We start from the raw sequence: 24,966 nt of genomic DNA on the forward strand, positions 1-24,966 counted from the left end.
ATTTCGCCGGAAATTTTGTGCGGCTCTCGCGTGAACCGGCGTTCATCGCCGCCAGCTTGCTGTCGAGATAGCGGGCCCGTTTCAGACGCTTCTGGCGAGTCAGGAACGGATTTTGCGGCGTCGGCATCGCGTCGACATTGGCGGTGAAATAGCCTGCGGTGCGGGCCATGTCCGCTTGCGCCAGATAGGGCTTGGGCGCGGCTGCGACACGGCGCTGGCCGAGCGTGACGCTGCGGTCGGGCTTGCCGTCCGAACTGTCGAATGCCGGCAGCTTCGCGACAAATTGGGCGAAGTCTGCCTTGACCGCCGCCTTGCTGTCTGGCGTGCGAGCAGCAATCCGTCCGTCATCCGCTGCCGGATCGGCTTCCGGTTCGACGGCATGGCTTTTCGCCATCGGCGCAGCCGCTGCGGTCAGAGTAGCAGGCACGGGATCGCTGTCATAGGTCGCGGCAGCGAGCTCGCCTTTGTTCTTGCGCCGGCGGCTGGCTGCATAGGCACCGGCCCCGCCGATCCCCAGCAAGGCGGCAAGAGCGGCGAGCAGGCCCCAATCGGCTCCCGCCTCACCCGACACGGCATCCGGAGATGCCGTTGTCTGGGGTACGGACTGAGTAGCGGGGCTTGCGACCGCTGTTGCAGCCGCGTCCTGGCCGCCGAATTGCGCATCTGCAGTGCCTGCAGCGATAGCGGCTTCGGGACGGGCGATCACGCCTTCCGCGAGACTATCACCGGCGGAACCAGTGGCCGGGCTTCCAGCAGAGGTCGCGGAGGATCTGGCGGATGCTGCTCTCTTGGCAGCCGCGGCCTCTGCCGCAGCGGCCTGGCGCTGCTGCTGCTCCTGCTCGATCTGTGCCAGCGCTTCAGGGGCGACGGTCTCTGCATCGAAACCGCCCTTGCGCGCCAGATCATCGGCCCGCTCGGGAGTGACGGGCGAGGCCGGCCGGGCTTTGACAACCGGCGGGCTGCTCGCCGGAGGCGCAGCAATTGTGGGGGAGATTGTGGGGGTAAGCGTGGGGCTCGTTGCCGGTTGCGACGGCGGCGCAGGCTGCGGCGACATAAGCGGTGGTGCCTGGACGGGCGGGCTCATCACCGGCGCAGTTGCTTCCTGCGCCTGCGCGGGCGCGGCGGCCATGCCGACCGAGATCGCCAATATGCTGATCATCGACAGGCTGCCAGCATTGCGTCCCGGTGAACCTTTGACCCGACCCATTTCGAAATCTCTGGTCATCCTGTTGCACTTGGTCATCTTGTTTCTCCTAATGTGGTGAACAGAAAACACGCGGCATCGAGACTCGTATCCCGCCACAGGGACAGGATGAGCCAAAAAAGCAGACGAACGGAGATCCTGAACGCGCTATTCATTCGGCATTCAGCGAATTGATGCGTCTGTTAAACTGGAGTTCATCTAATTACTGCGGTTCTAACGAGACGATTATAGAAGAAAGGATCTTCTTGGTCAGGAGAATGGGTAATAGACGTACAGCCGGCACCGGTTCTTAGACTTTAGAGCCGGGGGGGGGGACGGGCCTATATTATCAGGGAAGAACGACGGCCTTGTCACTGGAAACGTTGAAATAGGCGCCCCCGTCACCATCGGCGGTAAAATTGACAAGCACCTCGACCGTCCGATCGCACATTTCAATCGGCCAGATCTCGTCCCAGCTGCCCACGTAGCGGCTACCGAACATGTCGGGGCCCAATCCCTCCGCTTCGGATTCAATCCGGATCACGCCCAGTTTGAAACTCTTGGCACTCTCGCAACGGACCCTGTGCGGCTGAGGACGATATCGGCGGCACCCCAGGCTGACGACAGCGTATCACTGATCAGCGAATCTGATGCATAAGATATGCCGCGATTGACGCGGATCGTTTTCAGGCTGTCGTCTGTGTCCTGCATTACCATGAAGCGTACCGGAGCGGCATCACATCCCGGCAACCGGACGATCAAAGTCCAGGCGTTGCGCATTTGCTTGCGGATCAGCGCATTGAACACATATCGATCCGCTGTCGCCGGATGAATCCTGTCGACAAAATCGCGGAACTGGCGCAGGCTTTGTTCGCCCCATAGACCTCTTGCGCAGTGATCCGGATCTGCTCGTGCAACTTTTCGGCGCCCGGTGCCGGAGCGGCATCGTTCCATTCGTTGAGTTTTTGAAGGACCAGAGGATGTTGCGCCCGCCCCGCGCCAAGGGGGTAAAGACACAGACAGAGAAACAGTAGAAATTTTTCATCTTTGCCATTTTCCTAAGTTGCTTGCGGATTGCACCGGGCGCACGGAGACAGATGCATCTATCGTTGAACCCTGCCCCTATTCCCACCAGTAAGCCGCGCGCTTCCGGGACCCTGTCACCACCTCGTTCATGGTCAGCGGATCGTACAGGCGCCCGTTGAGCATCACGCGGCTGATCTTGTCGCTGTTACGGATGTCTGCGATCGGATCGGCGTCCAGCACCAACAGATCGGCAAGCTTGCCCGCTTCCAGCGAACCGATCTCAGCGGCCATGCCGAGAGACCGGGCAGACATGATCGTACCGGCCGCCAGTGCCTCCACCGGCGTCATTCCTCCACGGACGAAGGACCAGAGCTCCCAGTGGCTGGCGATACCGGCCTGCTGGCCATGCGCGCCGATCGCAACCTTTACACCGGCATCGGCCAGCTTCTTGGCTTCCCGGGCGTTGTCATCATCAACAAAATTATTGTCCGGCGCCTTGGTCCGGCGAACGGTCTCGGCGGCCAGGATTTTGGGCGGCGTGTGAACCAGCAGGGGATTTTCCCAGACATTGGTGGCCTGACGCCAATAGGGATCGCCGGCCAGCCCGCCATAGCTGACCACCAGGGTCGGTGTATAATTGGTGTCGGACTGCGCAAACATCTGCACGACATCGTCATAGAAGATATCGAGCGGAATATTATGCTCCAGCGTCGAGTTGCCATCGGCGACCAGCGCCATGTCCATACCGAACAGAGAACCGCCTTCGGCGACCACCAGCATATTTTCCTGACGCGCGGCCTCGACCACCTGCTGCCGTTGTTCGCGGCGGGGCTGGTTGTAATTCTTGACGCTATGACCGCCCTGCGCCTTGAGGCGGCGGACATGGGCGAGCGCGTCGTCGAGATTGTTGATCTCGGCATAGACGTCGGCGGCTTTCGCGCCGTAGACGATCTCGCCCGTTGAAAAGATGCGGGGACCTAGGATCATCCCGGCACGCTGCATTTCGCTGGCGACAAATATCTCGCTGGCGCGGCTCGACGGATCATGGATCGTGGTCGTGCCGAGCGCGAGATTTTGCAGCAGCGACCAGTTCTGCTGCGGCACCAGTTCGTCCGTCCCCTGCGGGCCGTGCGCGTGCGCGTCGACCAGGCCGGGTATGATGGTCTTGCCGGTAACGTCGACGGTGGCGGCACCAGCGGGGATGCTGACCTCGCTGCGGGAACCGACTGCGGCGATGCGATTGCCCTGAATGACAATCACACCATCATCGATGATCCCGCCGTCGTCATCGGCCATGGTGACAATTCGCCCGCCGGTAAGCACAACCGTTCCGGAGGGCTTGTCCGCTGCAATCGTCCGTTCGAGCGAAACGCCGCTGGTCGGCGGCTGATATTTGGGTGCATCCTTCGCAGCTGGCGCGTGGGAAAACAGCGCGCTTGTCTGGGCCGAATAGACCGTGGGCCCGATACTCCAGTGGAGCGTCTGCCCATTGCCGGACCAGTTGATATAGTCGGCACCATTGGCGCTGACCCGCGTGACCGGCAGCGATGTACTGCTCGGGCTGACCTCGACCGCCTGGGTGCCGGGCATCAGCGGCATGACATAGGCTTCATAGCTTTGCCGGAAAGCAACGTTCAGGCCGTCGGGCGAGACGATATAGTCGTTGGTCAGAGCGCCTTTGGCGTGGGTGCGTTTTGCCTCGCCGCTGAGATCGGTGCTGATCAGGACGCGCTGGTCATCTTCGTTCTGAAGCATGAAAATCCGGTCGCTGCTCGCGCCATATTGCGGCCCGGCTGCACCCTTGACAACGCGCAGGGGGGAACCACCGCCAGCCGGCACGCGATAGACACCATCCTCGACCGACCATTCGGGCGAGGTCATATAGCCGCCTTCCTTCATCTCGAAGACGATGGTCTTTCCGTCGGGAGAAAAATGCGGCCGGGCGTAATGGCCGGGCCGGTTGGTGACGGTGCGCGGCGAACCGCCGCCTGCCGAAACCGTCTTGATCTGGCCCAGTCCGGCGTCGGTCCAGCCGACAAAGACGATCGAACGGCCATCGCGCGACCAAGAAGGAAAAAGCTCGCGTTCCGAACCGCTGGTCAGCCGTCTGGCCGCCCCGCCGCTCATCGGTTTGGAGTAGAGCTTGCCGAGGCTTTCGAAAACAACGGTCCGGCCGTCCGGCGACACCGCGGCAAAGCGCGGCATTTTGGTCGTGAAACTGTCAGGCGCGACCGGAATCGTCGGATGCGGGGCATCGGCGACGCCCCGGCTGTCGCTGACCTGAAACGGGATCACCGAGGAGGCACTGCCGTCAGCGGCCACCCGCCGGATCTTGCCGCCGGCCCAGAAGACGATCTCGCGGCTGTCAGGAGTCCAGTCCATATTCGGATAGACGCCGGTGACAGCCCAGGTTTCCTGCACATCCTGATCGAGATCGTCATAGATCTTGCGCTCGATCCCGGATTCCAGATCCTTCACATAAAGCTTTGAACGCGTCATCTCGCGGCGGACGTAGGCGATCTTCTTGCCGTCGGGGGACGGATTTGGACGCACTGATCCGCCAAGGCCCAAAACTGCCGTGCTAACCTCTCCGGTTTCCAGATCATATTTTTCGATATTGAACAGGTCGCTGTTGCTGTCCTGGGCGTAGATGAAGGTACCGCCGGGGGTGATGTTGCGGGTATAATAGACAGATTTGCCATCGGGCGCGTAAATCGGTTCGCCCAGTTCCTTCTGATGCTTTTCGCTCGGCTTCTCGACCAGCTGCACCCCGCCGCCGCCGGACACATGATAGATCCAGATTTCGCCGGTGCCGAGCGAGCGCTGGGTCGTAAAATGCTTTTTCGCCACCACATAGCGCCCGTCGGGGCTCCAGCTGGGCTGGTTGAGCAGGCGGAATTCTTCCTTGGTCACCTGCCGCTTGTCGCTGCCGTCGCGGTTCATGATCCAGATATTGTCGCCGCCGCCACGGTCGGAGGTAAAGGCAATGCGCTCGCCGTCGGGCGAGAAGCGCGGCTGCACTTCCCAGGCGAGACCTTCAGCGATCCGGGTCGGCGTTCCACCCGCAATCGACATGGTGTAAATATCGCCGAGCAAGGCGAAGGCAATGCTCTGGCCGTCGGGACTGACATCGACATCGATCCAGCTGCCCTCGTCGACGTTGATCGGCACCTGTTTGATCGTCGCGCCGGCGGGTGCGTTGACATCCCATTTGGCCTCATCGGGCTTGTCCTGCGCCAGTGCAGTTCCTGAAAGGAATAATGTCGCAAGAACCGAAACCAGACGATATTTCATGTTAATCCCCGGAGAAGAATGTCATCGATCTGTTCACCCTATTCCAGTTTGCGGCCGGAAGGAACAAGGAACAGCTGCGGACGGCTAGGTCCTGAAACCAAAATGCCGATGATAGTTTTCCACCACCTGCGCCACGGTCGACAAGGCTAGTGTCGCCGGATCCCGCGTCGAGGGGATCAAGCCGATCGGCGCAACCATCCGGTCGCTTTCTTCTGCCGACACCCCGAGCTCAGCCAGATATTGCAGGCGCAGTGCATGGGTTTTGCGGCTTCCCATCGCGCCGACGTAGAAGGCGGGCGAGGACAAGGCCTGCTTCATCAGTGCCGCTTCCCAATCGTGATCGTGAAAGTAGAAAATGCAGGCGGTCCAGGGATCGGGATCGAGCAGCGCTGTCGCCTGTGGCGTTTTCAGCAGTTCCGCGCAAATCCCCAATGCGGCAGTCCGGTCAACAATATCGGCATCCGGCGACAGGACCGAACAATCGATACCATAGCTGACCGACTGCCTGACCAGGCTTTCGACCGATGGACCGTGGCCCAATATATTGAGTCTCGCTGCCGGAATATGATGCACGAGAATGCGCGAACCTTGTCGCTCCACCGACATGCGGTGATCTGCCCCCGCTTCGCAGCGGATGCGAGCATCCTGGTCATCGAGGATGAGCGTCAGCGGCTCCCGCCGTTCAATACGGCCAAAATATCGGCGACAATGCCCCGGTCTGCCACCGGCGTGAAAAGCAGGTCGATGCCGCCACCGCAAGGCAGCCGGATATCAAGATAGGGGGAATCGGCACCGAATCTGATCTCGCGCGGTTTGCCGGCATTGATCACGTCCAGCGCTTCGGCCACCACCGCGGCCTCTACACATCCGCCGGAGAAGGAACCGGTCGACGAGCCATCCTCTGCCACCGCCATATGTGCGCCCGGGTTGCGCGTCGATGCACCGGTGACAGCGGTCAGCGTGATCAGGACGATTTTCTGCTTCGCGGCCGCTTTTGCCTGCAGGAATTTGAAGATGGGGAAAATATTGTTCAAACGTGACTGTCCCGACGCTTACCGAAGAAGATTGACGCGAAGATCCATGCCGCAAAGCGACTTGTGGGGCAATCTCCATGCAGCCGATCGGGAAAATCCGTCTTCACGCTCCGGCTTTTGACAGGGGCCAGAACCCTGAAATCATGGCATGTTTTGTCCTGATTGACCCGTCATCCGTAGCGGCAATCGGTGGCTGCGCAATGTTTCTTTGCCCTTGTCCATAAATCTTATCTTCAAAATGCGTAAAAATCCATCTAGGAGCATCTTAATTACAAAAAATCCTATCGAAATATGAGGACGGAATATGAGTTTCCCGCCACGGCAAGGCCTGTACGATTCAAAGAACGAACATGACGCATGCGGCGTCGGTTTTGTCGCGAATATCAATGGCGAGAAATCGCATCTCACGGTCAAACGTGGCCTGGAAATTCTGGTCAATATTGATCACCGCGGCGCTGTGGGCGCGACCCGCTGCTGGGCGACGGTGCCGGCATATTATTGCAGATTCCCGATGCTCTTCTGCGGGATTGGGCGGATTCACAGCAACTGACGCTGCCCGCCATCGGCGACTATGCCGTGGCCATGTGCTTCCTGCCGTCGGACCCGGCAGAAGCGAATTATGCGACTGCACATTTCGAGCGTTTCATCGCCAAGGAAGGGCAGGATTTCATCGGCTGGCGCGACGTGCCGATCGACACCACAGGCATAGGCAAAGCCGTGCTCGAACAGATGCCCCTGATTCGCCAGGCGATCGTCGGCAAAGGCGAAACGCTGGCCGATCAGGATGCCTTCGAACGCAAAATCCTCGCGATCCGCAAACAGGTGCACAATCCGCTCGATGGTATCGCGGAAAAAATAACATGCCCGGCCTGTCCGAATTTTACATGCCGTCCTTTTCGACGAGAACCATCGTCTACAAGGGCCTGCTGCTCGCCGATCAGGTCGGATCTTTCTACAAGGACCTCGATAACCCGCTCACCACCTCCGCCGTGGCGATGGTTCACCAGCGCTTTTCGACCAATACATTCCCGTCGTGGAAACTGGCACACCCGTATCGCTTCATCGCGCATAATGGCGAGATCAATACGGTCCGCGGCAATGTCAACTGGATGAATGCCCGCCGCCGCACGATGGAGTCTGATCTTCTGGGGGCTGATCTCGACAAGATGTGGCCGCTGATCCCGCACGGCCAGTCCGATACGGCTTGCCTCGACAACGCCTTGGAGCTGCTGGTCGCGGGCGGCTATTCGCTGCCCCATGCAGTGATGATGCTGATCCCCGAAGCCTGGGCCGGCGACCCGACGATGGATGCCGATCGCAGGGCATTTTACGAATATCACGCCGCCCTGATGGAGCCATGGGATGGCCCGGCAGCCGTTGCCTTTACCGACGGGCGCCAGGTTGGTGCCACGCTGGACCGCAACGGCCTGCGCCCTGCCCGCTTCTGTGTCACCGATGACGGTCATGTGATCATGGCGTCGGAATCCGGCGTCCTTCCCGTCAAGGAAGACAATATCGTCCGCAAGTGGCGCTTGCAGCCGGGCAAGATGCTGCTCATCGACATGGAGCAGGGCCGGATCATTGAAGATGAAGAGATCAAGGCCGATCTCGCCAAGGCCAAACCTTATGCAAAATGGCTGGAATCCACGCAATATAATCTGAAAGACCTCGATCTCGACGATCTTGACGATGTCGATGCGCCAAAAGCGAACGGGCTGGACAGCCCCGCCGCTCTGCTTGATCGCCAGCAGGCATTCGGCTTCACCCAAGAAGATATTACCAAATTCCTCGAGCCGATGGCGAGCGACGGTATCGACCCGATCGGCTCGATGGGCACTGACACGCCGATCGCCGTCCTGTCCGGAAAACCGCGGCTACTATACGATTATTTCAAACAGAATTTCGCCCAGGTGACCAACCCGCCGATCGATCCGATCCGCGAGGAACTGGTGATGTCTCTGGTCTCGATGATCGGGCCGCGTCCGAATCTGCTGGGTCACGACGCCGGCACACACAAAAGGCTAGAGGTCGACCAGCCGGTGCTGACCAACGCGGATTTGCTGAAAATCCGTTCTGTGGAAGAGGCGCTGGACGGGGCGTTCCGGACCGAGACCATCGATATTACATGGGAAGCCGCAAGCGGTGCCGCCGGCCTGGAAATGGCGCTGAAGGAAATGTGCTGGGCGGCGACCGAAGCCGTGCTCGCCGATCGCAATATTCTGATCCTCTCCGACCGCGCCAAGGGCCCGGACCGGATCGCGATGCCGGCCCTGCTGGCGACCGCAGCCGTGCATCATCATCTGGTCCGTCAGGGCCTGCGGATGCAGACCGGCCTGGTGGTCGAAACGGGTGAAGCCCGTGAAGTGCACCATTTCTGCGTGCTCGCGGGCTATGGCGCGGAAGCGGTCAATCCCTATCTGGCCTTCGAAACGCTCGAGGAAATCCGCATACGCCGCGAATTGCCGCTGACCCAGCAGCAGGTCGAGCAAAATTATATCAAGGCGATCGGCAAGGGTATTTTGAAGGTCATGTCGAAAATGGGCATTTCGACCTATCAAAGCTATTGCGGCGCGCAGATTTTTGATGCGGTCGGGCTATCCAGCGAATTTATTGAAAAATATTTCACCGGCACGGCGACGATGATCGAAGGCGTTGGGCTGGCGGAAATCGCCGAAGAAACCGTGTCCCGCCACAGCGAAGCCTATGGCGACAATCCGATCTACCGGAACATGCTCGATGTCGGCGGCATCTACGGCTACCGGATCCGCGGCGAGGATCACGCCTGGACGCCTGCCAATGTCGCCAATCTGCAGCATGCCGTGCGTGGCAACGACCCGAAAAATTACGCGGAATTCGCGCGATCGGTCAACGAACAGAGCGAGCATCTGCTGACCATCCGCGGATTGATGGAATTGACCAAGGCGGATGAACCGCTCGATATCAGCGAAGTAGAGCCTGCGACCGAGATTGTGAAACGCTTTGCCACGGGGGCGATGAGCTTCGGTTCGATCAGCCGCGAGGCGCATACGACGCTTGCCATCGCGATGAACCGGATTGGCGGCAAGTCCAATACCGGCGAAGGCGGCGAAGAGCCGGATCGCTTCCTGCCCATGGCCAACGGCGACAGCATGCGCTCGGCGATCAAGCAGGTGGCCAGTGGCCGTTTTGGTGTGACCGCCGAATATCTGGTCAATGCCGACGATATCCAGATCAAGATGGCCCAGGGCGCCAAGCCCGGGGAAGGCGGTCAGCTGCCGGGCAGCAAGGTAGACAAGAATATCGGCAAGGTCCGTCACTCGACGCCGGGCGTCGGACTGATCTCGCCGCCACCGCATCATGACATCTATTCGATTGAGGATCTGGCGCAGCTGATCCACGATCTGAAAAATGTGAACACCGGTGCGCGTGTTTCGGTGAAGCTGGTGTCCGAAGTGGGTGTCGGTACGGTTGCCGCTGGCGTGTCCAAGGCGCGTGCCGATCATCTGACCATTTCCGGCTATGACGGTGGTACCGGCGCTTCGCCATTGACGTCGCTGACCCATGCCGGTTCGCCTTGGGAAATCGGTCTGGCAGAAACGCAGCAGACTTTGCTGCTCAACGGACTGCGCTCGCGAATCTCGGTACAGGTCGACGGCGGCCTGCGGACCGGTCGCGATGTGGCGATCGGCGCCTTACTGGGTGCCGACGAATTCGGCTTTGCCACCGCGCCGCTGATTGCCGCAGGTTGCATCATGATGCGCAAATGCCATCTGAACACCTGCCCCGTTGGCGTGGCGACGCAAAATCCGGAATTGCGCAAGAAGTTCACCGGGCAGCCGGAATATGTGATCAACTATTTCTTCTTCGTCGCCGAAGAACTGCGCCAGATCATGGCCGAAATGGGCTTCCGCACGATCGAGGAAATGGTTGGCCGTGTCGACCGTATCAATATGAACAAGACTCTCCGTCACTGGAAAGCGGAAGGCGTCGACCTGTCGCGCCTGCTCCACGAAGTCGCGCTGCCCGAAGGCGAGACATTGCATCAGACGATGACGCAAGACCATGGTCTGGACATGGCGCTGGACAAGGATCTTATCGCTGCTGCTGCACCGGCTCTCGACAACGGCCAGACCGTAAAGATCGAGCGCAAGGTCAAAAATGTCAACCGCACCGTCGGCGCGATGCTGTCGGGCGAGGTCGCGAAAAATATGGCCATGCCGGCCTGCCGAACAACACGATCCAGCTGCAATTTGAAGGTGTTGCTGGCCAGAGTTTCGGCGCTTTTCTTGCGCATGGCGTCACTGCCGAGCTGGTTGGCGATGCCAATGACTATGTCGGCAAGGGACTTTCCGGCGGCCGGGTGGTTGTCAAACAGCCCACCCATGTTGACCGCAACCCGACCGAGAATATCATCGTCGGCAATACCGTGCTCTACGGCGCGGTTGCTGGTGAAGCCTATTTCAACGGCGTCGCCGGCGAACGTTTTGCGGTCCGCAACAGCGGCGCGGTCACCGTCGTTGAAGGCACCGGTGATCATGGCTGTGAATATATGACCGGCGGCGTCGTCGCCGTACTCGGCAAAACCGGGCGCAATTTTGCGGCCGGCATGTCCGGCGGGGTCGCTTATGTCTATGACGAGGACGGCCTGTTCCGCCAGCGCTGCAACATGGCGATGGTCGATATCGAAACCATCGATGCAGGCGCGGAAGACGGAGAGGGCACGGCCCTGCCGCAGCAGCTTCCGGTCGATGTGAATGATTATGGCATGGGCGACATGCTCTATCATGACGCGGCCCGCCTGCGGATATTGCTGGAGCGCCACAAACTTTACACCGGCAGCAAAAGAGCGAGCGAAATTCTCGACAATTGGGATGAAGCCCTTGGCCGTTTCGTGAAGGTCATGCCGCGCGATTATGCGTCGGCGCTGAAACAACTTGAAGCCGAGCGTCTCGAGACGATCGTCGCTGCAGAATGAACGAAAATATTGGAGTAGACCGTGGGTAAAGTAACAGGCTTTCTCGAGATTGACCGCAAGGACGCGACTTATGCCGATCCTAAGGAGCGGCTGACGCATTATAAGGAATTCACGATTCCACTGCCGGAACCGGAGATCAAGAACCAGGCGGCCCGCTGCATGGATTGCGGTATCCCCTATTGCCACAACGGCTGCCCGGTGAACAATATCATCCCCGACTGGAACAATCTGGTCTATGAGGGGGACTGGAAGACCGCGCTCGAGACGCTGCAGTCGACCAATAATTTCCCCGAGTTTACCGGACGGATCTGCCCGGCGCCTTGCGAAGCGGCCTGTACGCTGAACATCGACGATGTCCCGGTGAATATCAAATCCATCGAATGCGCGATTGTCGATCGCGGCTGGGAAGAAGGCTGGATCACACCCCAGATAGCGGAAAAGAAAACCGGCAAGTCGGTCGCCGTTGTCGGCTCCGGCCCTGCCGGCATGGCTTGTGCCCAGCAGCTGGCGCGCGCCGGCCATAATGTGACCCTGTTCGAGAAGAACGACCGGATGGGCGGCCTGCTGCGTTACGGTATTCCCGATTTCAAGATGGAAAAGCATCTGATCAACCGCCGGCTGGTGCAGATGGAAGCCGAAGGCGTCGAATTCCGGACCAGCACCGAGGTTGGCGTGAGCGTTTCGGTCGAATCGCTGCAGGAAAATTATGATGCGGTTGTCATGTCCGGTGGCGCCGAGAAACCGCGTATGCTGGATATTCCGGGCTATGAAATGTCCGCGTCCGCCTCGCGATGGAATTTCTGACCCAGCAGAACAAGCGCAACGCCGGTGACGAGGAAATGCGCGCCGCACCGCGCGGCACGATCACCGCGACCGGCAAGCATGTCATCGTCATTGGTGGCGGCGACACCGGTTCCGACTGCGTTGGAACCTCCAATCGCCAGGGCGCTGCTTCGGTCACCCAGATCGAAATCATGCCCAAGCCGCCAGAGAAGGAAGACAAGACCTTCTCATGGCCCGACTGGCCGCTCAAGCTGCGCACATCGTCGAGCCATCTCGAAGGCTGCGAACGCGACTGGGCTATTCTCGCGAAACGGGTTGTCGGTACGAACGGCAATGTCGAAGGGCTCGAGTGCATTCGCCTGGAATGGGTCGACGGCCAGATGCAGGAAATCGCCGGCAGCGAATTCACCCTGAAAGCCGACCTGATCCTGCTTGCCATGGGCTTTGTAGGTCCGCGCCAGATGGGCCTGGTCGACCAGTCGGAGGTCGAACTCGACCCCCGCGGCAATGTCGCGGCCAATGTCCAGGACTATGCCACCAGCAAGCCGGGCGTCTTTGCCTGCGGCGACATGCGACGGGGTCAAAGCCTGGTCGTATGGGCGATCCGCGAAGGGCGGCAATGCGCTCGCGCCGTCGATTTGCAGCTCATGGGGAAAAGTTTGCTGCCTCGCTGATAGCGAAGCTGCGTCAACAGCGGATGCGTGGCGACTGGTAGGTCAAAGCTCATCTGCTCAGCCTCAAGTCTGAACTATTGTCCGGTCAATCGCGCTGCGGGACAATGAGCCGACGCCTTTGGCTGCACCAAATTGGTCAGCACTCAGGAATCAGGCAAATTTGCAGATTCAGCCAGACGCTGGCGAGAAGTCAAACACGGAGCAAAGTGCTCAACTCTCGCCCGGCGCTGCGGCAACAATTCGACTTGCGCGCCAATATAGCGCGCAAGCTGACTTATGGGCTGACCGGTGGATCTTCTTCTTCCACTTCAACTGGATCGTCCGAACCGGTCGAGGTAGCGGCCACCAAACCGCCGGCAGCGAGCGCGCCCAATATTCCGGCAACAGCGCCAGAGCCAATCCCAGCTCCTGTTCCAGCTGCCGCTCCAGCGGCGCCGGCACCGGAACCAGAACCGGCTGTCGAAGTACTGGTCGCGGTGTTGCCGCTATTGGCATTCTGGCTCGGTGACTGCTGGCTGGATGATTGCTGGCTCGCTGGCGCACTGGCGCTAGGCGTGGTTCTCAACATATTGTCGAAACCGCCATATGCCCCGTTTGACAACTGGAAGGGTGCGGAAGGCGCTGCCCCCAGGAACGGAACAAAAACAGCCATGCCAGGTTGCGTAATTGTCACCGTTTTTCCGGCGGCTGTTACGTCAATGATGCCGCTTTCTTCTCCGAGCTGAGCTTTGGGTCCCGGACCACGGAGCACAATGAGCGACGCGGTCTGCGGATCAACCTTGCCACCCATTACAAGGCCAGGCTGCAACTTGCCGATGGTGACGGCATCTTCCCCTACAGCCAATTCCACCATCGTTCCGCGGATCCCGATCGACGCTGCGGGGGTGTTGATGCTGTTGCGCCCGCCGCGTGCCGACTTGCCGGACAAGAAGCGCAATGTGCCTTTCACCAGCGTCGTACCAACGGAGCTCGATTTGGCCTTGGGGTCGTAGACAAAGCGATTGACGGTTAAGCGCGCATTGGGACCGACGGTGAGCGAAGATCGGTCCAACAAAGTGATCTGGAGCGTGCTGGCGGCTGCTGTGGTCACGACATTCCGCATCTTGACAGGCTGCCTGATACGCGCCTTTTGCGCCGCACCGGTTGCCGTCTGCTGAAGCTCCACATTGTTGCGAACGGCAGAGTTCATTCCCACGGTCTGGGCCGTCAATGGTGAAGTAATCATCGTGCCACTCACAAGAATGGCGATATTCCTATTGCGAAAATTTCTCATTGGGACTCTTCCTTCACCGGTTTTCAAGGCAGGCATATCGGATGCCGTGATCTGGCATTCGGCCTGAACGCGATTGGCGGTCGGTTGATCGAGCCCGTTCTCCGCAATTTTGGCCACTTCAAAACGGCCAGCCTGTAGATCATCCAGACGGCAAAGGATGATTGCATATTCAACCCGAACCACCAGAGATTCCGGATCGGTTATCAGATAGCGTTCGAGTGTCGTTGCCGCACCGGAGAGATCTTTGCTTTCAATCTGTTTTGCCGCCAGTTGCAGTGCCGTCCCTTCGGTGGACGATTCCACGATTTCGGCATCGAGCAGCAATAGTTCGGCCTGAACCTCCGGAGCATCCTGTGGATCAGCGGCCCCCTCGACTGTCTGCGCAGCGAGCTGGCCAGAGATCAGCAGCAAGCCCGGAAGCAATGCTGCACGGCAAAAGCGCCAAGCCCCAACGCTTTTGTGCAAAGTGTTTTTCGAATATTCATAATGGTTTGCCCTTTTTCAGTCTGCCTAGTTATCCGGCGTCGCCTGGCTACTTATTTGTAGCTTCAAAGACGCCATCCCAATCTGCGCCCGGATCTTCTGATTGAAACGCTGCAATGCGTTCCGCATAAGTTTGATATGTTTTGGTCAATCGATATTTTTCGGTCATCGCGCTATTTTCGTTGTGCAGACTCAGCGCAGCGCTCCACTGTCTGGCCCGATAGGCTTCCAGCATCGCGGTATGGGTTTTGCAAATTTCTGAAAATCGGAATCTTCCGCCAACTCTTCATCGCCCAAGAGCACGTAAAGCGTTTCGGCCATTTGCCTTCCGACGACACGCACCCGATCCAGTTCCAGCGTCGCGAAGCCGGGTAGCTCACTGTTCAGACTACTGCCTATGGCAATCTCGACTCCGAAAAATTTTGTCATGCCCTCGATGCGGGATGCCAGATTCACCGTGTCACCGATGAGAGAATAGGACAGCCTTTGTTCGGACCCCATATTACCGACGCAACAGGGGCCGGAATTTATGCCGATACCGATGCTGACCTGCCCGGGCCATGGTTCGTCAGTCTGTTGCGGCATTTCGACATTGAGTTCTGCCAAACGCTTCGACATGGCCAGCGCGCTCCGCGCCGCATTTGCATATTGGTCGGGGTCGTCGAGCGGCGCGTTCCAGAATGCCAGGATGGCGTCGCCGATATATTTGTCGATCGTTGCTTTGCGATCGATCAATATATTGGTCATCGGCGTCAGGAACGCGATAAGGAAACGGATTATCTCGTTCGGCAGAAGCTTTTCCGACAATGAGGTAAAGCTTCTGATATCGCAAAATAACACCGTCATTTCCCGCTCTTCGCCTCCCAGTTCCAACTGCCCCGGATCATCGGCGATCCGGCTCACCAGTTCGGGAGCAAGATAGCGGTCAAAGGCACCATGGATATGGGCGCGTTGCCGTTCTTCGCGGTAAAATACGGCAATGGTCACCAGCAGATAGGCAACGATCAGGGCAATGGCGGGCCAGGTCGGATTGAGCAGATACTGATATTCGCTGAAGCCAAACCAGCTGCCGCCGAACATGGCCGCCAATATCGTTCCGCCCAACATCGCTCCCCAGGCAGCACCGAGCGAAGGCAGCGCAAGGATCAGACCGATCCCCAGAACCAAGATCAGCGCGCGTTCCAGCCCGACAGCCCAGTCGGGCCGATAGAGGAATTTCTTCAGGATCATCTGTTCCGTCGCCTGGGCATGGATCATCACCCCCAATTCCCGGTCATTCAATGGCGTCGAACGCAAATCGCGCAAGCCGATGGCGCTGGTGCCGACAAACACGATCTGCCCTTCAAACAGCTCCTGCAACTCCTCGTCGCTCGACTCCCCGGGCAGCAGCTTCCACGCCGGGATGATACGCTCGGGTGCGGGCTCGGTATAGTGCATCCAGATCTCGCCGGCTTCATTGGTCGGGACTTCGATATCAGCGATGCGGATACTGACGACATCGCCCGGTTCACCGCCCTCCCGGCTGCCATCCGTGGTGTTGACGATGACAGAGTCCGACCCCAGCGCAACCCGCATCGCATCTAGCGACAGCGAGGGCAAAACGCGGTCATTCTGGATTGCGATCAACGGCGCCCGGCGGATGACCGAATCCGGGTCCGGCGCAATTGACAGCGAACCATTGCCGATCGCCGGCGCCATCAACTTCTCCAGCGGCATGACTGCATTGGAATAGTGCGGCGCGGATTTCGGCAATGTACCGGCCACGATCAGACCGGCTTTCGGCTCGGCCTGGTGCTGGGTCGGACCATTGGTGAGGAAAAACCGGTCACCGTATTGGTCACGCCGAATATGCTGGCCAGCTGGTCATCATTGTCGGGCAGCGCGTTCAATATCTCCGCGGCATCCGGATCGCTCTCGGCGAAGCGTTTGGCCAATTCATGTGGAGATGTGCGGTCGGTCTCCGAAAACACCACGTCGAACGCGATCGCCGCCGCGCCGGCGCGGCCCAGTGCCAGCGTCAGCCGCGCGACATCGGTCCGCGGCCAGGGCCATTGCCCCTGACGCGCGATGGTTTCGTCATCAATATCCAATATCCGGACGGCGGCGTCCTCATAGGGACGAGGCGACAGACGCTGATAATTGTCAAAGACCATCAGAGACAGACGCTCAATGGTGGGAGTGATGACAGGAACATTGGCCGTCTGCAGATAAGCGATGCCGAAGATCACAATCAGGCCGGTGATGACGGCCCAACTGCTCCGTCGCCACCACCTCTTCAATTTCGCTATCATGCTCAATCCCCCCGGAACGATGGCACTGCTTGTGGGATCGAAAGCTGAATGGCAACTATTTTCGCCAGATTTTCGTTATAGGGCAAGGCTTTAACTTTCGACTGGCGCAAATATAATGTCCGGGACATTCATTTCGCATAAACGCAAACAGAATGATTTTCGCTTTCCCAGCAAGCGCCATCGACCGGAGACTTTTCGGCCACGCCCAGATAGGTCAGATCGCCATTGGCATCGCGAGCGGAAAGGCCGGCTGCGGTCTTGCTATCAAGTTCGGCCACGAAGGCGGTAATACCGTCGACAAAAGACTGGCCATTGGAACGTTTGACCGTGAAGCTTCCTCCCCCGTGAGGCATGAATTCGCAGTCGCCTTTAAATTGGGTATCGCCCGGTATGGATGTGATTTTGCAGTCGGCAGTTTTCACGGAAGGGGCTGCTTTTGACGGTGCAGGTGATTTGTCAGCTTTTTCAACATCCTTCTTCTGGTCAGTTGCTGCTGCGTTCGTCTCTGCACTTTTGGCCGCTTCCGGCATCGTTGTGCTGACGTCGGCATTCAAGCTGGCCTGATTGGACATATTGTCGGGTGCCGCTTCGCCTCCAGCCTCTTCAGCGCCACCGCAGCCAGTCAAAGCCAAAATCGCGATCAGACCGGTAATATTTTTCTTGGACATGTTCTCATATTCCTCCCGTTATCCCATAGACCCAGTTGATCCTGCGGACGGTTTCACTCGACCGTTGTCCAGCCACCTGCCCCGTCTGGCCTGACGAGCGTCAGGGACCGTGGATCGATATCCTGATACACATCCTGTGAAAGCTGGAACCACCAGCTATAGCCTTGAAATACTCGCCAAAAGGATGAATTTCCCTCGTCGAGCCCAAACCGCCCGCAGGTGGCCCGCGGTTCGTCGCTGGACGATTTTGCCGCCTCTTCCGCGCCGACATCGACGACCAAGGCATCGGCTGGCCATCCGTCCAATCCCGCCGGACTCACAACGCATCGCTCGGCTGCGACCGGATCATCCATCGCGTCCCGGGCATAGAAGAGAATATTCTGGTGCGGTCGATCGGGTTCAGCGCCGCCGATGCGGATCAAAACTGTGTCTTCCTGCGCTTCGTTGGCAACCGCAGACCACGCAAGATTAAGGTCAGAAAAATGCGCGCCGTCAGCATATCCCAATCTGGCCTTTTTGCCATCGCAAGTGGCGGCAAGATAGAGCAATATATTATCCACTATCGCGGTCTCGTTGACCGACCAGTAGCAATGATCGGGGATCTGCGGGGCATCGCCGCCAGCAATATCGAGATAAATTCTCGCACGGTCTTCGCAAATACCGGTCATGGGAAGCGTCGGCCCGTCACCGGGGCAAAGCGACTGGCCGCCGGGCTCCTCCCCTGTCGCATCCGCGCTCGATAGCTGGATATCATGGGCGGGATTGCCAGTTGTTTCTTCAAAAGCGCGGGGGTTATTGGAACATCCCGCGAGCATCGCCAAAATTATCGCACAGATCAGATATTTTCGCATAGGACGTGCTCCATCGATAGCATCCCATAGCTTGACCGGCGAATTCCGTCATACCCAATATTGGGGATAAACCGGAATTAGTTGCTGTTCTTGTGGCTTTTTTGATAGCCCTGAAAACAGAATCCCAGTGGCTATATATGAGCAGCTGTCCCGCTCCCTCCACAATTTCCAATGTTGTGCCGGGAACATTTGCCACAAAACATTCGGATTGGGATATGTGGACGATTTGGTCGAGATCACCGTGAAGAATGTGGAATGGTGTCTCCAGAAGCTTTGCTTCCTCGCTAAAATCGATGATGGCCAACAAGCAATCCTGACAAAAAGCTTCGACTCCCTGCTTCAGTCCCTCCTCACATCCCCGCGCCATCAATTCGAGAATTTCTGCATTTTTCAAAGCTTGCATATCCGCCGCACTATTTTGGCACAGCGAGTGAATAAGCGTCTTTGCGTGGCCCTTGTCGATAAAAGCAACCGTAGCGCGCATGATAAGTGGCAGAAGTTGGGGCATATGCCTGGCGAGGCCCAGAATGAACCGCTGACGCTTGGGCATTTGCGCTGCCCACTCTTCACGCCATATCGGAGCGCGAGAAATGGCAAACAGGCTTGAGACCGAGCGTGGATATAGGCGAGCAAAGCGCAGGGCAAATATGGCGCCAACCGTCTGCCCCGCAATCACAGCCTTCGAAATATCCAGCTGATCTAGCAATTCCTGAATATCAGCTGCGACATGATCCAGCAGCTGCTCGGCATCAATGTTTTTCAGATTATCGGAATCTCCGCAGCCGGGCCGATAAGGCGCTATTATGCGCAAGTTCATACGGTTTGCCGCCGCCATCGCATTTTGCGGCAATTCCACGCCATTGGGCATGTTATGGAGCATGATCACGGGAATGCCGTCCGGACTGCCTTGCTCGAGATAGCTCATTTTTCGACCATCGCTCAAAATCATTTCGGCCGGTGATCTAGGCGCCCTTGCCTCCTCGGCTACAGTCCCGCTGGTTCGGGCCAATTGCGATGATGTCAGCATGCAGGCTGAAAATCCGCATAACAGCCTTACGATTGCGGGAACATCGCGGGCATTTGTTTTCTTTTTGATCGATTTTATCTGGGATCTTAATGTTGCGATTGTTGAGTCACGTTCAGCAGCGATTTCCGGGAGCTGCATGCCGTTTGCAAGATGGACGGCGACACTTGCTTCCGCAGGCGTCAAACCATAGGCTTGGCGAAACAGGCTGGTCGTCGACGGGTCAAAACCCAAATTGACGATAGTGAGCAGGAATGACTTCTCGGCACGGCCGCTACCACCTGGCCGTTCAACGTCGGCGACAGCCGGTATCTCCCTGACCATCAGACAGCTGTTCATCTTTTTCCCGGCGAACAGATGATCCGGTTCAACGAATATCTCCTGAACGGCGTCACTTCCGAAAACTGCCGGATATTTCGCAGGACATGCTCGCTGACACCGCAATCGGCCAGAGTGAGACAGTCGTCACCGATCATCTGTCGTGCCAGATCATTCATCGCGACAATCTTCTCGGCCTGATCAAAAATCAGTGCGGGATTTGGCGTCGCGTCCAGCAATATCCGTTCGGCGGACTTCTCGGTCTTCTTACGGCCAAGCAGCAGCTGGATATCATGGGCTCTTTGAAAATGCGCCATCAGCTCGGGATCGGCTCCCTGTTTGAGCGCATCGATATATTTGGCTGATTGATCGCTGAATATCAGCTCATCCATCATATCCAGGGTTTCATAATATTGATCAGGGGACAAGGTCGCGGAATAAGCGGCCGATATCAGTTTCTCTCTATCCCGACCGGACATTGATGATTCCCCCTCCGTGCTTGCGGGTCAATCAGGGCATGTGACCTGCGCAGCACGGTCAACCAGGGGGATAGCGCAAATTCGGTCGCCAACCAAATATCTTTCAGCGGGCGATGACGGGCTTCCCCCAGACGCAGGAAAGCCTCGCTGTTTCGAGCGAGGCATGTTTTCGATGATTGTGTAATTTGGTTGGTTGCGGGAGTAGGATTTGAACCTACGACCTTCAGGTTATGAGATTTAAGAACCACAAATTCCTCAACAACCCTCAACAAGTGACAGTATATATTTCAATATGTTAGTGCATAACCGTTATTGTGGCTTGTTGTCAGTTACGGGCAATTTTTGGGGCTTACTGTGCCAAAATTGTGCCAAATTTTCTTTGCGCCCTACCCCATAAGCAGTTAGAATGTATCATAAATTTTAACTAGCTGGAAAATAATCGCAAATGGCGACCATTCAGAAAAGAGAGGGCAAGAACGGGCAAACTTATCGTGTAATGATCCGAATGCACGGATATCCGCCAGTTCAGCGCAGTTTCAAGCGACTTACCGACGCAAAGGCCTGGGCACAGGAAACTGAGCTCGGGATGCGCCGGGGCGATATCCGCTCGACGGCGAGTGAGGCGAAGAAGCGCACCCTCGGTGACGTGATTGAAAAATACAAAGAGGACATTCTCCCCCACAAGGCTCCATCGAGCCAGCGTGTGGAAACCACTTACCTGAACCATTGGGAGCGAGAGCTAGGCGAGTATGCCCTCTCCTTCCTGACGCATGAAATTATCAGCAGAAAGATTGCCCAGCTGACAAACGCGGGTGATCAACGAGCGCAGCTTGAGGATGGCGAGAAGCCTGCCAAGCCGAAGTCGCGCAAAACAGTGAAGCACTACCGCGATAATCTGGAGATACTGCTCAAGTTCGCTCAGAAGTGGGGATGGATCGGTTCTGCCAACCCGATGGAAGGTGTGAACCGGATTACGAAGGCAACCAAAGAGCGTGTGCGCTTCCTCGATGACGACGAACGCAAAGCCATCCTCGCAGCGTGCAAGGCGAGCCCGAACAAGCAGCTATATCCGGTCGTCGTGTTTGCCCTTTCGACGGGTGCGCGAAAGAATGAGATTTTGAAGCTGACGCTTCGCGATCTCGATCTCGAACGCCAAGTGGCGGTTCTGCGAGAGACCAAGAACCGCGAAACCCGCAAGGCACCGATAGTGAGCTATCTCAAGGCGGTTCTCGAAGAGCACCTCAAGTGGCGAGAGAAATATCTTACGAAGCGCGACATCAAGTCGGATTACCTTTTCCCGCGAAGCGACGGCAAAGGCGCTATCGACATCCGTAAGGCGTGGGAGAATGCACGCGAAAAGGCGGGCATCATCGACTTCCGCTTCCACGATCTACGCCACAGTGCGGCAAGCTACCTTGCCATGAATGGTGCAAGCCAGTTGGAGATTGCCGAAGTGTTGGGTCACAAGACCCTCCAGATGGTGAAACGATACTCGCACCTGTCAGAAGACCATACCCGCGACGTGGTTGAGAAGATGAACGACAAAATCTTCAATATGGCCGACTGAACACCTCAGAGTCGCGCTTCATTGTCTGTTTAGCCGCCCTCGGCTATACTGCGGTCAGTCCGATTTTTCTTTTCTTGGCTTTTTCTTTGCCCATGGAGGATGGCCGGTGGACTATACCGACCTTCGGACAGTGAAGCAGCTCGCCCAAGAGGCGCCGTTTGTGACCGAGAGTACGCTTAGGTGGTGGATTTATCATGCGAACAGCAATGGTTTTGATACCGTCCTGATCAAAATCGGAGGCCGTGTTTACATCGATAAGCGCGCGTTCAACAAATGGCTTGAAGGCCAACGCTTGGCTGCCCCGGACAGCGAAGCTGCCTAACGAACAGTCCAATTTTGTTGGACGGGAGCCCCGCCAGAGATGGCGGGGCTTCTTTCTTTGGATGGTCAGATTTTGAGACCTTCTTCCTCGACCTTTTGCAAGACCTCCAACAGGACTTGGCACTGTTTCTCGGTTGGGATTTTGGAAGGAATCTTACAAGCAACCTCGACTACCCCGGCTTCCTTCGGGCTTAGAATCTTCTTCGTTGAGCCAAAGTCTCGAATTTCCACCCACTTCTGAGCTGGAATATCAAAAACTCTTTTTGTGCATCTATACCGTTATCGATTTTCTGCGTTTTCCGTGCCGCCTTCGCTTCGGATGCCGCCTGCTCTTCAGTCACAAGGCTAGACCAGAAATCTTCGTCCAGCTGAGCGGTCAGCTTATCGATGCCATTAGTCAGACGAAGCCAGCAACCGTCCTTCTTGCACCATTCAGATATGTTGGAAATCCCTTCCGGCGGCCGCGATATATCGTCGTTCACGTACTTGGCTGCGACCACCAGCGCATTCTCAAGTGAAGCTGGCAAAGACTGCGCTTCCCATACCGCTTGAAAGTTCAGTTTCTTCCCTGCATCCTCACAACACTTACCGATGATGGCTAAGGCATATGCGACAATATTTGCGCGATATCCGCCGTTGTACCAAGGCTGGGCGGAGACGAGCTTCTCGACAGCCCTGAATACAATCGCCCTAGCGACTGCTCGGCGATAGTACCATTCATTGAATCGGTCCGGTGCCTGGTTCCATTCCTTACCAATTCGCGCTGCATAGCGTGCGAAGTTCTTCTGTGCGCCAAGGTTCACCCATTTTGGGTCGTCATCCCATACGTTCTCAAATTTCGCCAAGTCAGTCTTGGTGAACATCTGTGGCTTTGGATACTCAGCCTGGAAGCGCCGCTTTTCACCCTGTGTAAGTTTGGATTGGGCGTCGGCATACTGACCGCGCGCACGTTCGTAGAACCACTTTGTTTCTCGCTGTGCTCCTTGCTGTGCTGGAGCCCAAATGCGTCGCGAAAACTCTTCGATGCGGATATGGAAGGGGTGATTTGAGAAGAAATCCGCAGCATTCACTCTGTTTTGGGTGTTTGCATATTCGGAAATCTTCGGAACGACTTCCTCCCCGGCTTCGGTCGGGATGACCGAGAGCTTCATTTGTACAAAGACGCGTTCGAGCGAAGCTTTGTCCTTACGCTGAGTATGAAACAATGAAGCGGTAGTCTGCCCGCCGTTTACAATCTGCAAGTCAACTAACCGCACAATCTCCAACCCGCCGTCACCTGATTGAGTTTCGACGGCTTGCGCGGTTGCCGTGATCCCATTGTTGTACGCAAAGAACATGTCTGGTTCGTTGAGAATGGTGCCACGAATCCCTTTGTTGACCTTGCCTCGCGCCTGAAGAAACGAGCGGACGTTCTGCTCCAACAATCGAGCACCGTAACGTCCGTAAAGCGAAGCAAGCATCTCACCGGGAATAACGATGAGAAAGGACTGATATGATGCTGAACCAACATGGGCTGGGAGGCATGGCAACGCAGCACCAAAAGTTTCGAGAAAATCGATGTCCAAGGCCTCTTTATGGCCTCGGGAGCTTCTTTGGCGCTGTAACCTCGAAACGCCCCAAACGTGGTAAGATACTGAAACACCATCGATTTCATTGCTTTCAAGCGCCTGTAATCGATCACTTAGTACGCGCTCTGAAAGAATGAAAAAATTGACCTTCTGGAGGGAGCTTTTGCGGTCGGCAATGTCACGCGACAATCCGTATTCGGGAGATGTTTCCTCGAGTTCGGAATAAAGGTTCTTATCCTTACTTGCCTCGTAAAAATTGGTAGCTCTCTTGAATAGGGCATTCACATCAGTTTGGGTAAGCGAGGCCAGTTCGAGGCGACTTTCGAAGTCGGCAATAAATAGGTCCAAGCCGCCTTCATCGTTAAACCAGTATCCGTCGATCCGAATGCCACGGGCAGTTCGGAAATGGCAAAATTCAAAACCTTCGATGAAGCCCGTTTCCATGAGCTCCTCTGCAAAGGCCTCCATGAATTCTGCAAGCTGAAATGCGCTGTTTGCTTCAGCACCTGCCATCAGCTCCTGTCTGAAATCATGAAAAATTCTTGAGTTGTCTGCTCCAATTACGCCCCCCCACGGCTGAGGGGTCACACTCGAAGGCCCCAATTTTCTCCAGTTCTATTTCATAGCTTACTCGCACTATGCCGTCCGGTAAGCCGGAACGCGGAAGGCGCGGAAATTCGTCCGCAACACGATAAGCGTTCCGTTTCATGACGACGAATTTCGGTTTGTCGTACTCGGCCATTTCAACGTAGCCATAGGCGGCTAGGCGCTGAAAAAAGCGATCCAATGCTTCCGCATCCTCAAGTTCTGATTCAATGTCACGGACGAGTTGATTCAACGATACCGCCTGGTCTGACTCAGGCAGGTCACTTAGGCGATAGATCAAAAGATAGAGATTGTCGCACAAGGCTTCGAGCTGGTCTTCCGATGAAATCCGAACGGTGCTCCGTTCCCTGCCAGAGAGCGCCTTCACTTCAACGGCTGTATTTTGAAAGATAAAGTCCTGATGAGCACCTCCGGGCCACCCCAAGCGTCCATGGCTGAAACCTGATCCAAATGCTCCGTGTACAGGGTACGAAGGAATGATAGCTCGCCGAACAGGCCTCGCACCTCTTCTGGCGACAAAAGACGTCCCTTCTTACCAGCTAGGAAAGCCTTCCAACGCTTGATGTGCG

General features: G+C 57.1%; 16 protein-coding genes and 3 pseudogenes. 4 read left to right on the forward strand and 15 right to left on the reverse strand.

From position 1 onward, the window contains the following. The 6 genes from C8024_RS18720 to C8024_RS18745 form a co-directional block, all read right to left on the reverse strand. Positions 1 to 1,243, reverse strand: a 1,243-nt coding sequence (locus C8024_RS18720) for a hypothetical protein (RefSeq protein ID WP_217272320.1), incomplete at its 3' end; no start/stop codon positions are given. A 289-nt stretch (positions 1,244 to 1,532) separates the two neighbouring features. Continuing rightward, positions 1,533 to 1,727 carry a hypothetical protein gene (locus C8024_RS18725; protein WP_173207993.1) on the reverse strand — a complete coding sequence of 65 codons (195 nt, stop codon included), beginning with the start codon at positions 1,725 to 1,727 and terminating at the stop codon, positions 1,533 to 1,535. Beyond that, positions 1,724 to 1,990, reverse strand: coding sequence for a hypothetical protein (locus C8024_RS18730; RefSeq protein WP_173207996.1), 267 nt, complete (start codon positions 1,988 to 1,990; stop codon positions 1,724 to 1,726). Before C8024_RS18730 ends, C8024_RS18725 begins: the two co-directional genes overlap by 4 nt. Before the next feature lie 315 nt (positions 1,991 to 2,305). Beyond that, positions 2,306 to 5,503: an amidohydrolase family protein gene (locus tag C8024_RS18735; RefSeq protein ID WP_173208004.1), complete on the reverse strand. Its 3,198-nt coding sequence runs from the start codon at positions 5,501 to 5,503 to the stop codon at positions 2,306 to 2,308. An 84-nt stretch (positions 5,504 to 5,587) separates the two neighbouring features. Continuing rightward, complete coding sequence (locus tag C8024_RS18740) at positions 5,588 to 6,109, reverse strand: XdhC family protein (protein WP_217272321.1); 522 nt, start codon at positions 6,107 to 6,109, stop codon at positions 5,588 to 5,590. 59 nt (positions 6,110 to 6,168) lie between these two features. Next, complete coding sequence (locus C8024_RS18745; protein WP_254306100.1) at positions 6,169 to 6,537, reverse strand: XdhC family protein; 369 nt, start codon at positions 6,535 to 6,537, stop codon at positions 6,169 to 6,171. Between the two features lie 304 nt (positions 6,538 to 6,841). Here C8024_RS18745 and gltB point away from each other — a divergent pair. Further along, positions 6,842 to 11,491 (forward strand): annotated as a pseudogene (gene gltB / locus C8024_RS18750) (glutamate synthase large subunit). A 21-nt stretch (positions 11,492 to 11,512) separates the two neighbouring features. Continuing rightward, positions 11,513 to 12,948: pseudogene (locus C8024_RS18755) on the forward strand (glutamate synthase subunit beta). Positions 12,949 to 13,222: 274 nt separating this feature from the next. On the opposite strand, the gene C8024_RS18760 reads toward C8024_RS18755, so the two are convergent. From C8024_RS18760 to C8024_RS18790, 7 genes are all read right to left on the reverse strand, one after another. Then, positions 13,223 to 14,632 (reverse strand): FecR domain-containing protein, encoded by a 1,410-nt coding sequence (locus C8024_RS18760; RefSeq protein WP_173208008.1) that lies wholly within the window; start codon positions 14,630 to 14,632, stop codon positions 13,223 to 13,225. 264 nt (positions 14,633 to 14,896) lie between these two features. Beyond that, positions 14,897 to 16,468 carry an adenylate/guanylate cyclase domain-containing protein gene (locus C8024_RS18765; protein WP_173208010.1) on the reverse strand — a complete coding sequence of 524 codons (1,572 nt, stop codon included), beginning with the start codon at positions 16,466 to 16,468 and terminating at the stop codon, positions 14,897 to 14,899. Positions 16,469 to 16,470: 2 nt separating this feature from the next. Further along, positions 16,471 to 16,995 (reverse strand): CHASE2 domain-containing protein, encoded by a 525-nt coding sequence (locus C8024_RS18770; protein WP_173208012.1) that lies wholly within the window; start codon positions 16,993 to 16,995, stop codon positions 16,471 to 16,473. Positions 16,996 to 17,123: 128 nt separating this feature from the next. Beyond that, positions 17,124 to 17,567: a hypothetical protein gene (locus C8024_RS18775; RefSeq protein WP_173208013.1), complete on the reverse strand. Its 444-nt coding sequence runs from the start codon at positions 17,565 to 17,567 to the stop codon at positions 17,124 to 17,126. Positions 17,568 to 17,716: 149 nt separating this feature from the next. Further along, positions 17,717 to 18,514: a hypothetical protein gene (locus C8024_RS18780; protein ID WP_173208015.1), complete on the reverse strand. Its 798-nt coding sequence runs from the start codon at positions 18,512 to 18,514 to the stop codon at positions 17,717 to 17,719. Then, positions 18,456 to 19,877 carry an alpha/beta hydrolase gene (locus tag C8024_RS18785; RefSeq protein WP_173208017.1) on the reverse strand — a complete coding sequence of 474 codons (1,422 nt, stop codon included), beginning with the start codon at positions 19,875 to 19,877 and terminating at the stop codon, positions 18,456 to 18,458. Before C8024_RS18785 ends, C8024_RS18780 begins: the two co-directional genes overlap by 59 nt. After that, entirely contained in the window at positions 19,874 to 20,335 is a 462-nt protein-coding gene (locus C8024_RS18790; protein WP_173208020.1) for a hypothetical protein, read from the reverse strand. The genes C8024_RS18785 and C8024_RS18790 overlap by 4 nt, the downstream gene beginning before the upstream one ends. 445 nt (positions 20,336 to 20,780) lie before the next feature. On the opposite strand from C8024_RS18790, the gene C8024_RS18795 reads away from it, so the two are divergent. Then, positions 20,781 to 21,902 (forward strand): site-specific integrase, encoded by a 1,122-nt coding sequence (locus C8024_RS18795; protein ID WP_173208023.1) that lies wholly within the window; start codon positions 20,781 to 20,783, stop codon positions 21,900 to 21,902. A 106-nt stretch (positions 21,903 to 22,008) separates the two neighbouring features. Next, complete coding sequence (locus C8024_RS18800; protein WP_173208026.1) at positions 22,009 to 22,224, forward strand: helix-turn-helix domain-containing protein; 216 nt, start codon at positions 22,009 to 22,011, stop codon at positions 22,222 to 22,224. A 190-nt stretch (positions 22,225 to 22,414) separates the two neighbouring features. Here C8024_RS18800 and C8024_RS18805 read toward each other — a convergent pair whose 3' ends face one another. Both C8024_RS18805 and C8024_RS18810 read right to left on the reverse strand, forming a co-directional pair. Further along, positions 22,415 to 24,304 carry an AIPR family protein gene (locus C8024_RS18805; protein WP_217272322.1) on the reverse strand — a complete coding sequence of 630 codons (1,890 nt, stop codon included), beginning with the start codon at positions 24,302 to 24,304 and terminating at the stop codon, positions 22,415 to 22,417. Between the two features lie 16 nt (positions 24,305 to 24,320). After that, positions 24,321 to 24,901 (reverse strand): annotated as a pseudogene (locus tag C8024_RS18810) (PD-(D/E)XK motif protein). Positions 24,902 to 24,966: the final 65 nt, after the last annotated feature.

The organism is Sphingopyxis sp. BSNA05, assembly GCF_013265645.1.
GTDB lineage: Bacteria > Pseudomonadota > Alphaproteobacteria > Sphingomonadales > Sphingomonadaceae > Parasphingorhabdus.

Excerpts from the sequence above, each read along its gene's own strand:
- C8024_RS18735 (WP_173208004.1), bottom strand. The coding sequence starts at position 5,503 with ATGAAATATCGTCTGGTTTCGGTTCTTGCGACATTATTCCTTTCAGGA.
- C8024_RS18780 (WP_173208015.1), bottom strand. The coding sequence starts at position 18,514 with ATGCGAAAATATCTGATCTGTGCGATAATTTTGGCGATGCTCGCGGGA.
- C8024_RS18740 (WP_217272321.1), bottom strand. The coding sequence starts at position 6,109 with ATGTCGGTGGAGCGACAAGGTTCGCGCATTCTCGTGCATCATATTCCG.
- C8024_RS18795 (WP_173208023.1), top strand. The coding sequence starts at position 20,781 with ATGGCGACCATTCAGAAAAGAGAGGGCAAGAACGGGCAAACTTATCGT.
- C8024_RS18805 (WP_217272322.1), bottom strand. The coding sequence starts at position 24,304 with ATGGCAGGTGCTGAAGCAAACAGCGCATTTCAGCTTGCAGAATTCATG.
- C8024_RS18790 (WP_173208020.1), bottom strand. The coding sequence starts at position 20,335 with ATGTCCGGTCGGGATAGAGAGAAACTGATATCGGCCGCTTATTCCGCG.
- C8024_RS18785 (WP_173208017.1), bottom strand. The coding sequence starts at position 19,877 with ATGAACAGCTGTCTGATGGTCAGGGAGATACCGGCTGTCGCCGACGTT.
- C8024_RS18770 (WP_173208012.1), bottom strand. The coding sequence starts at position 16,995 with ATGATAGCGAAATTGAAGAGGTGGTGGCGACGGAGCAGTTGGGCCGTC.
- C8024_RS18775 (WP_173208013.1), bottom strand. The coding sequence starts at position 17,567 with ATGTCCAATCAGGCCAGCTTGAATGCCGACGTCAGCACAACGATGCCG.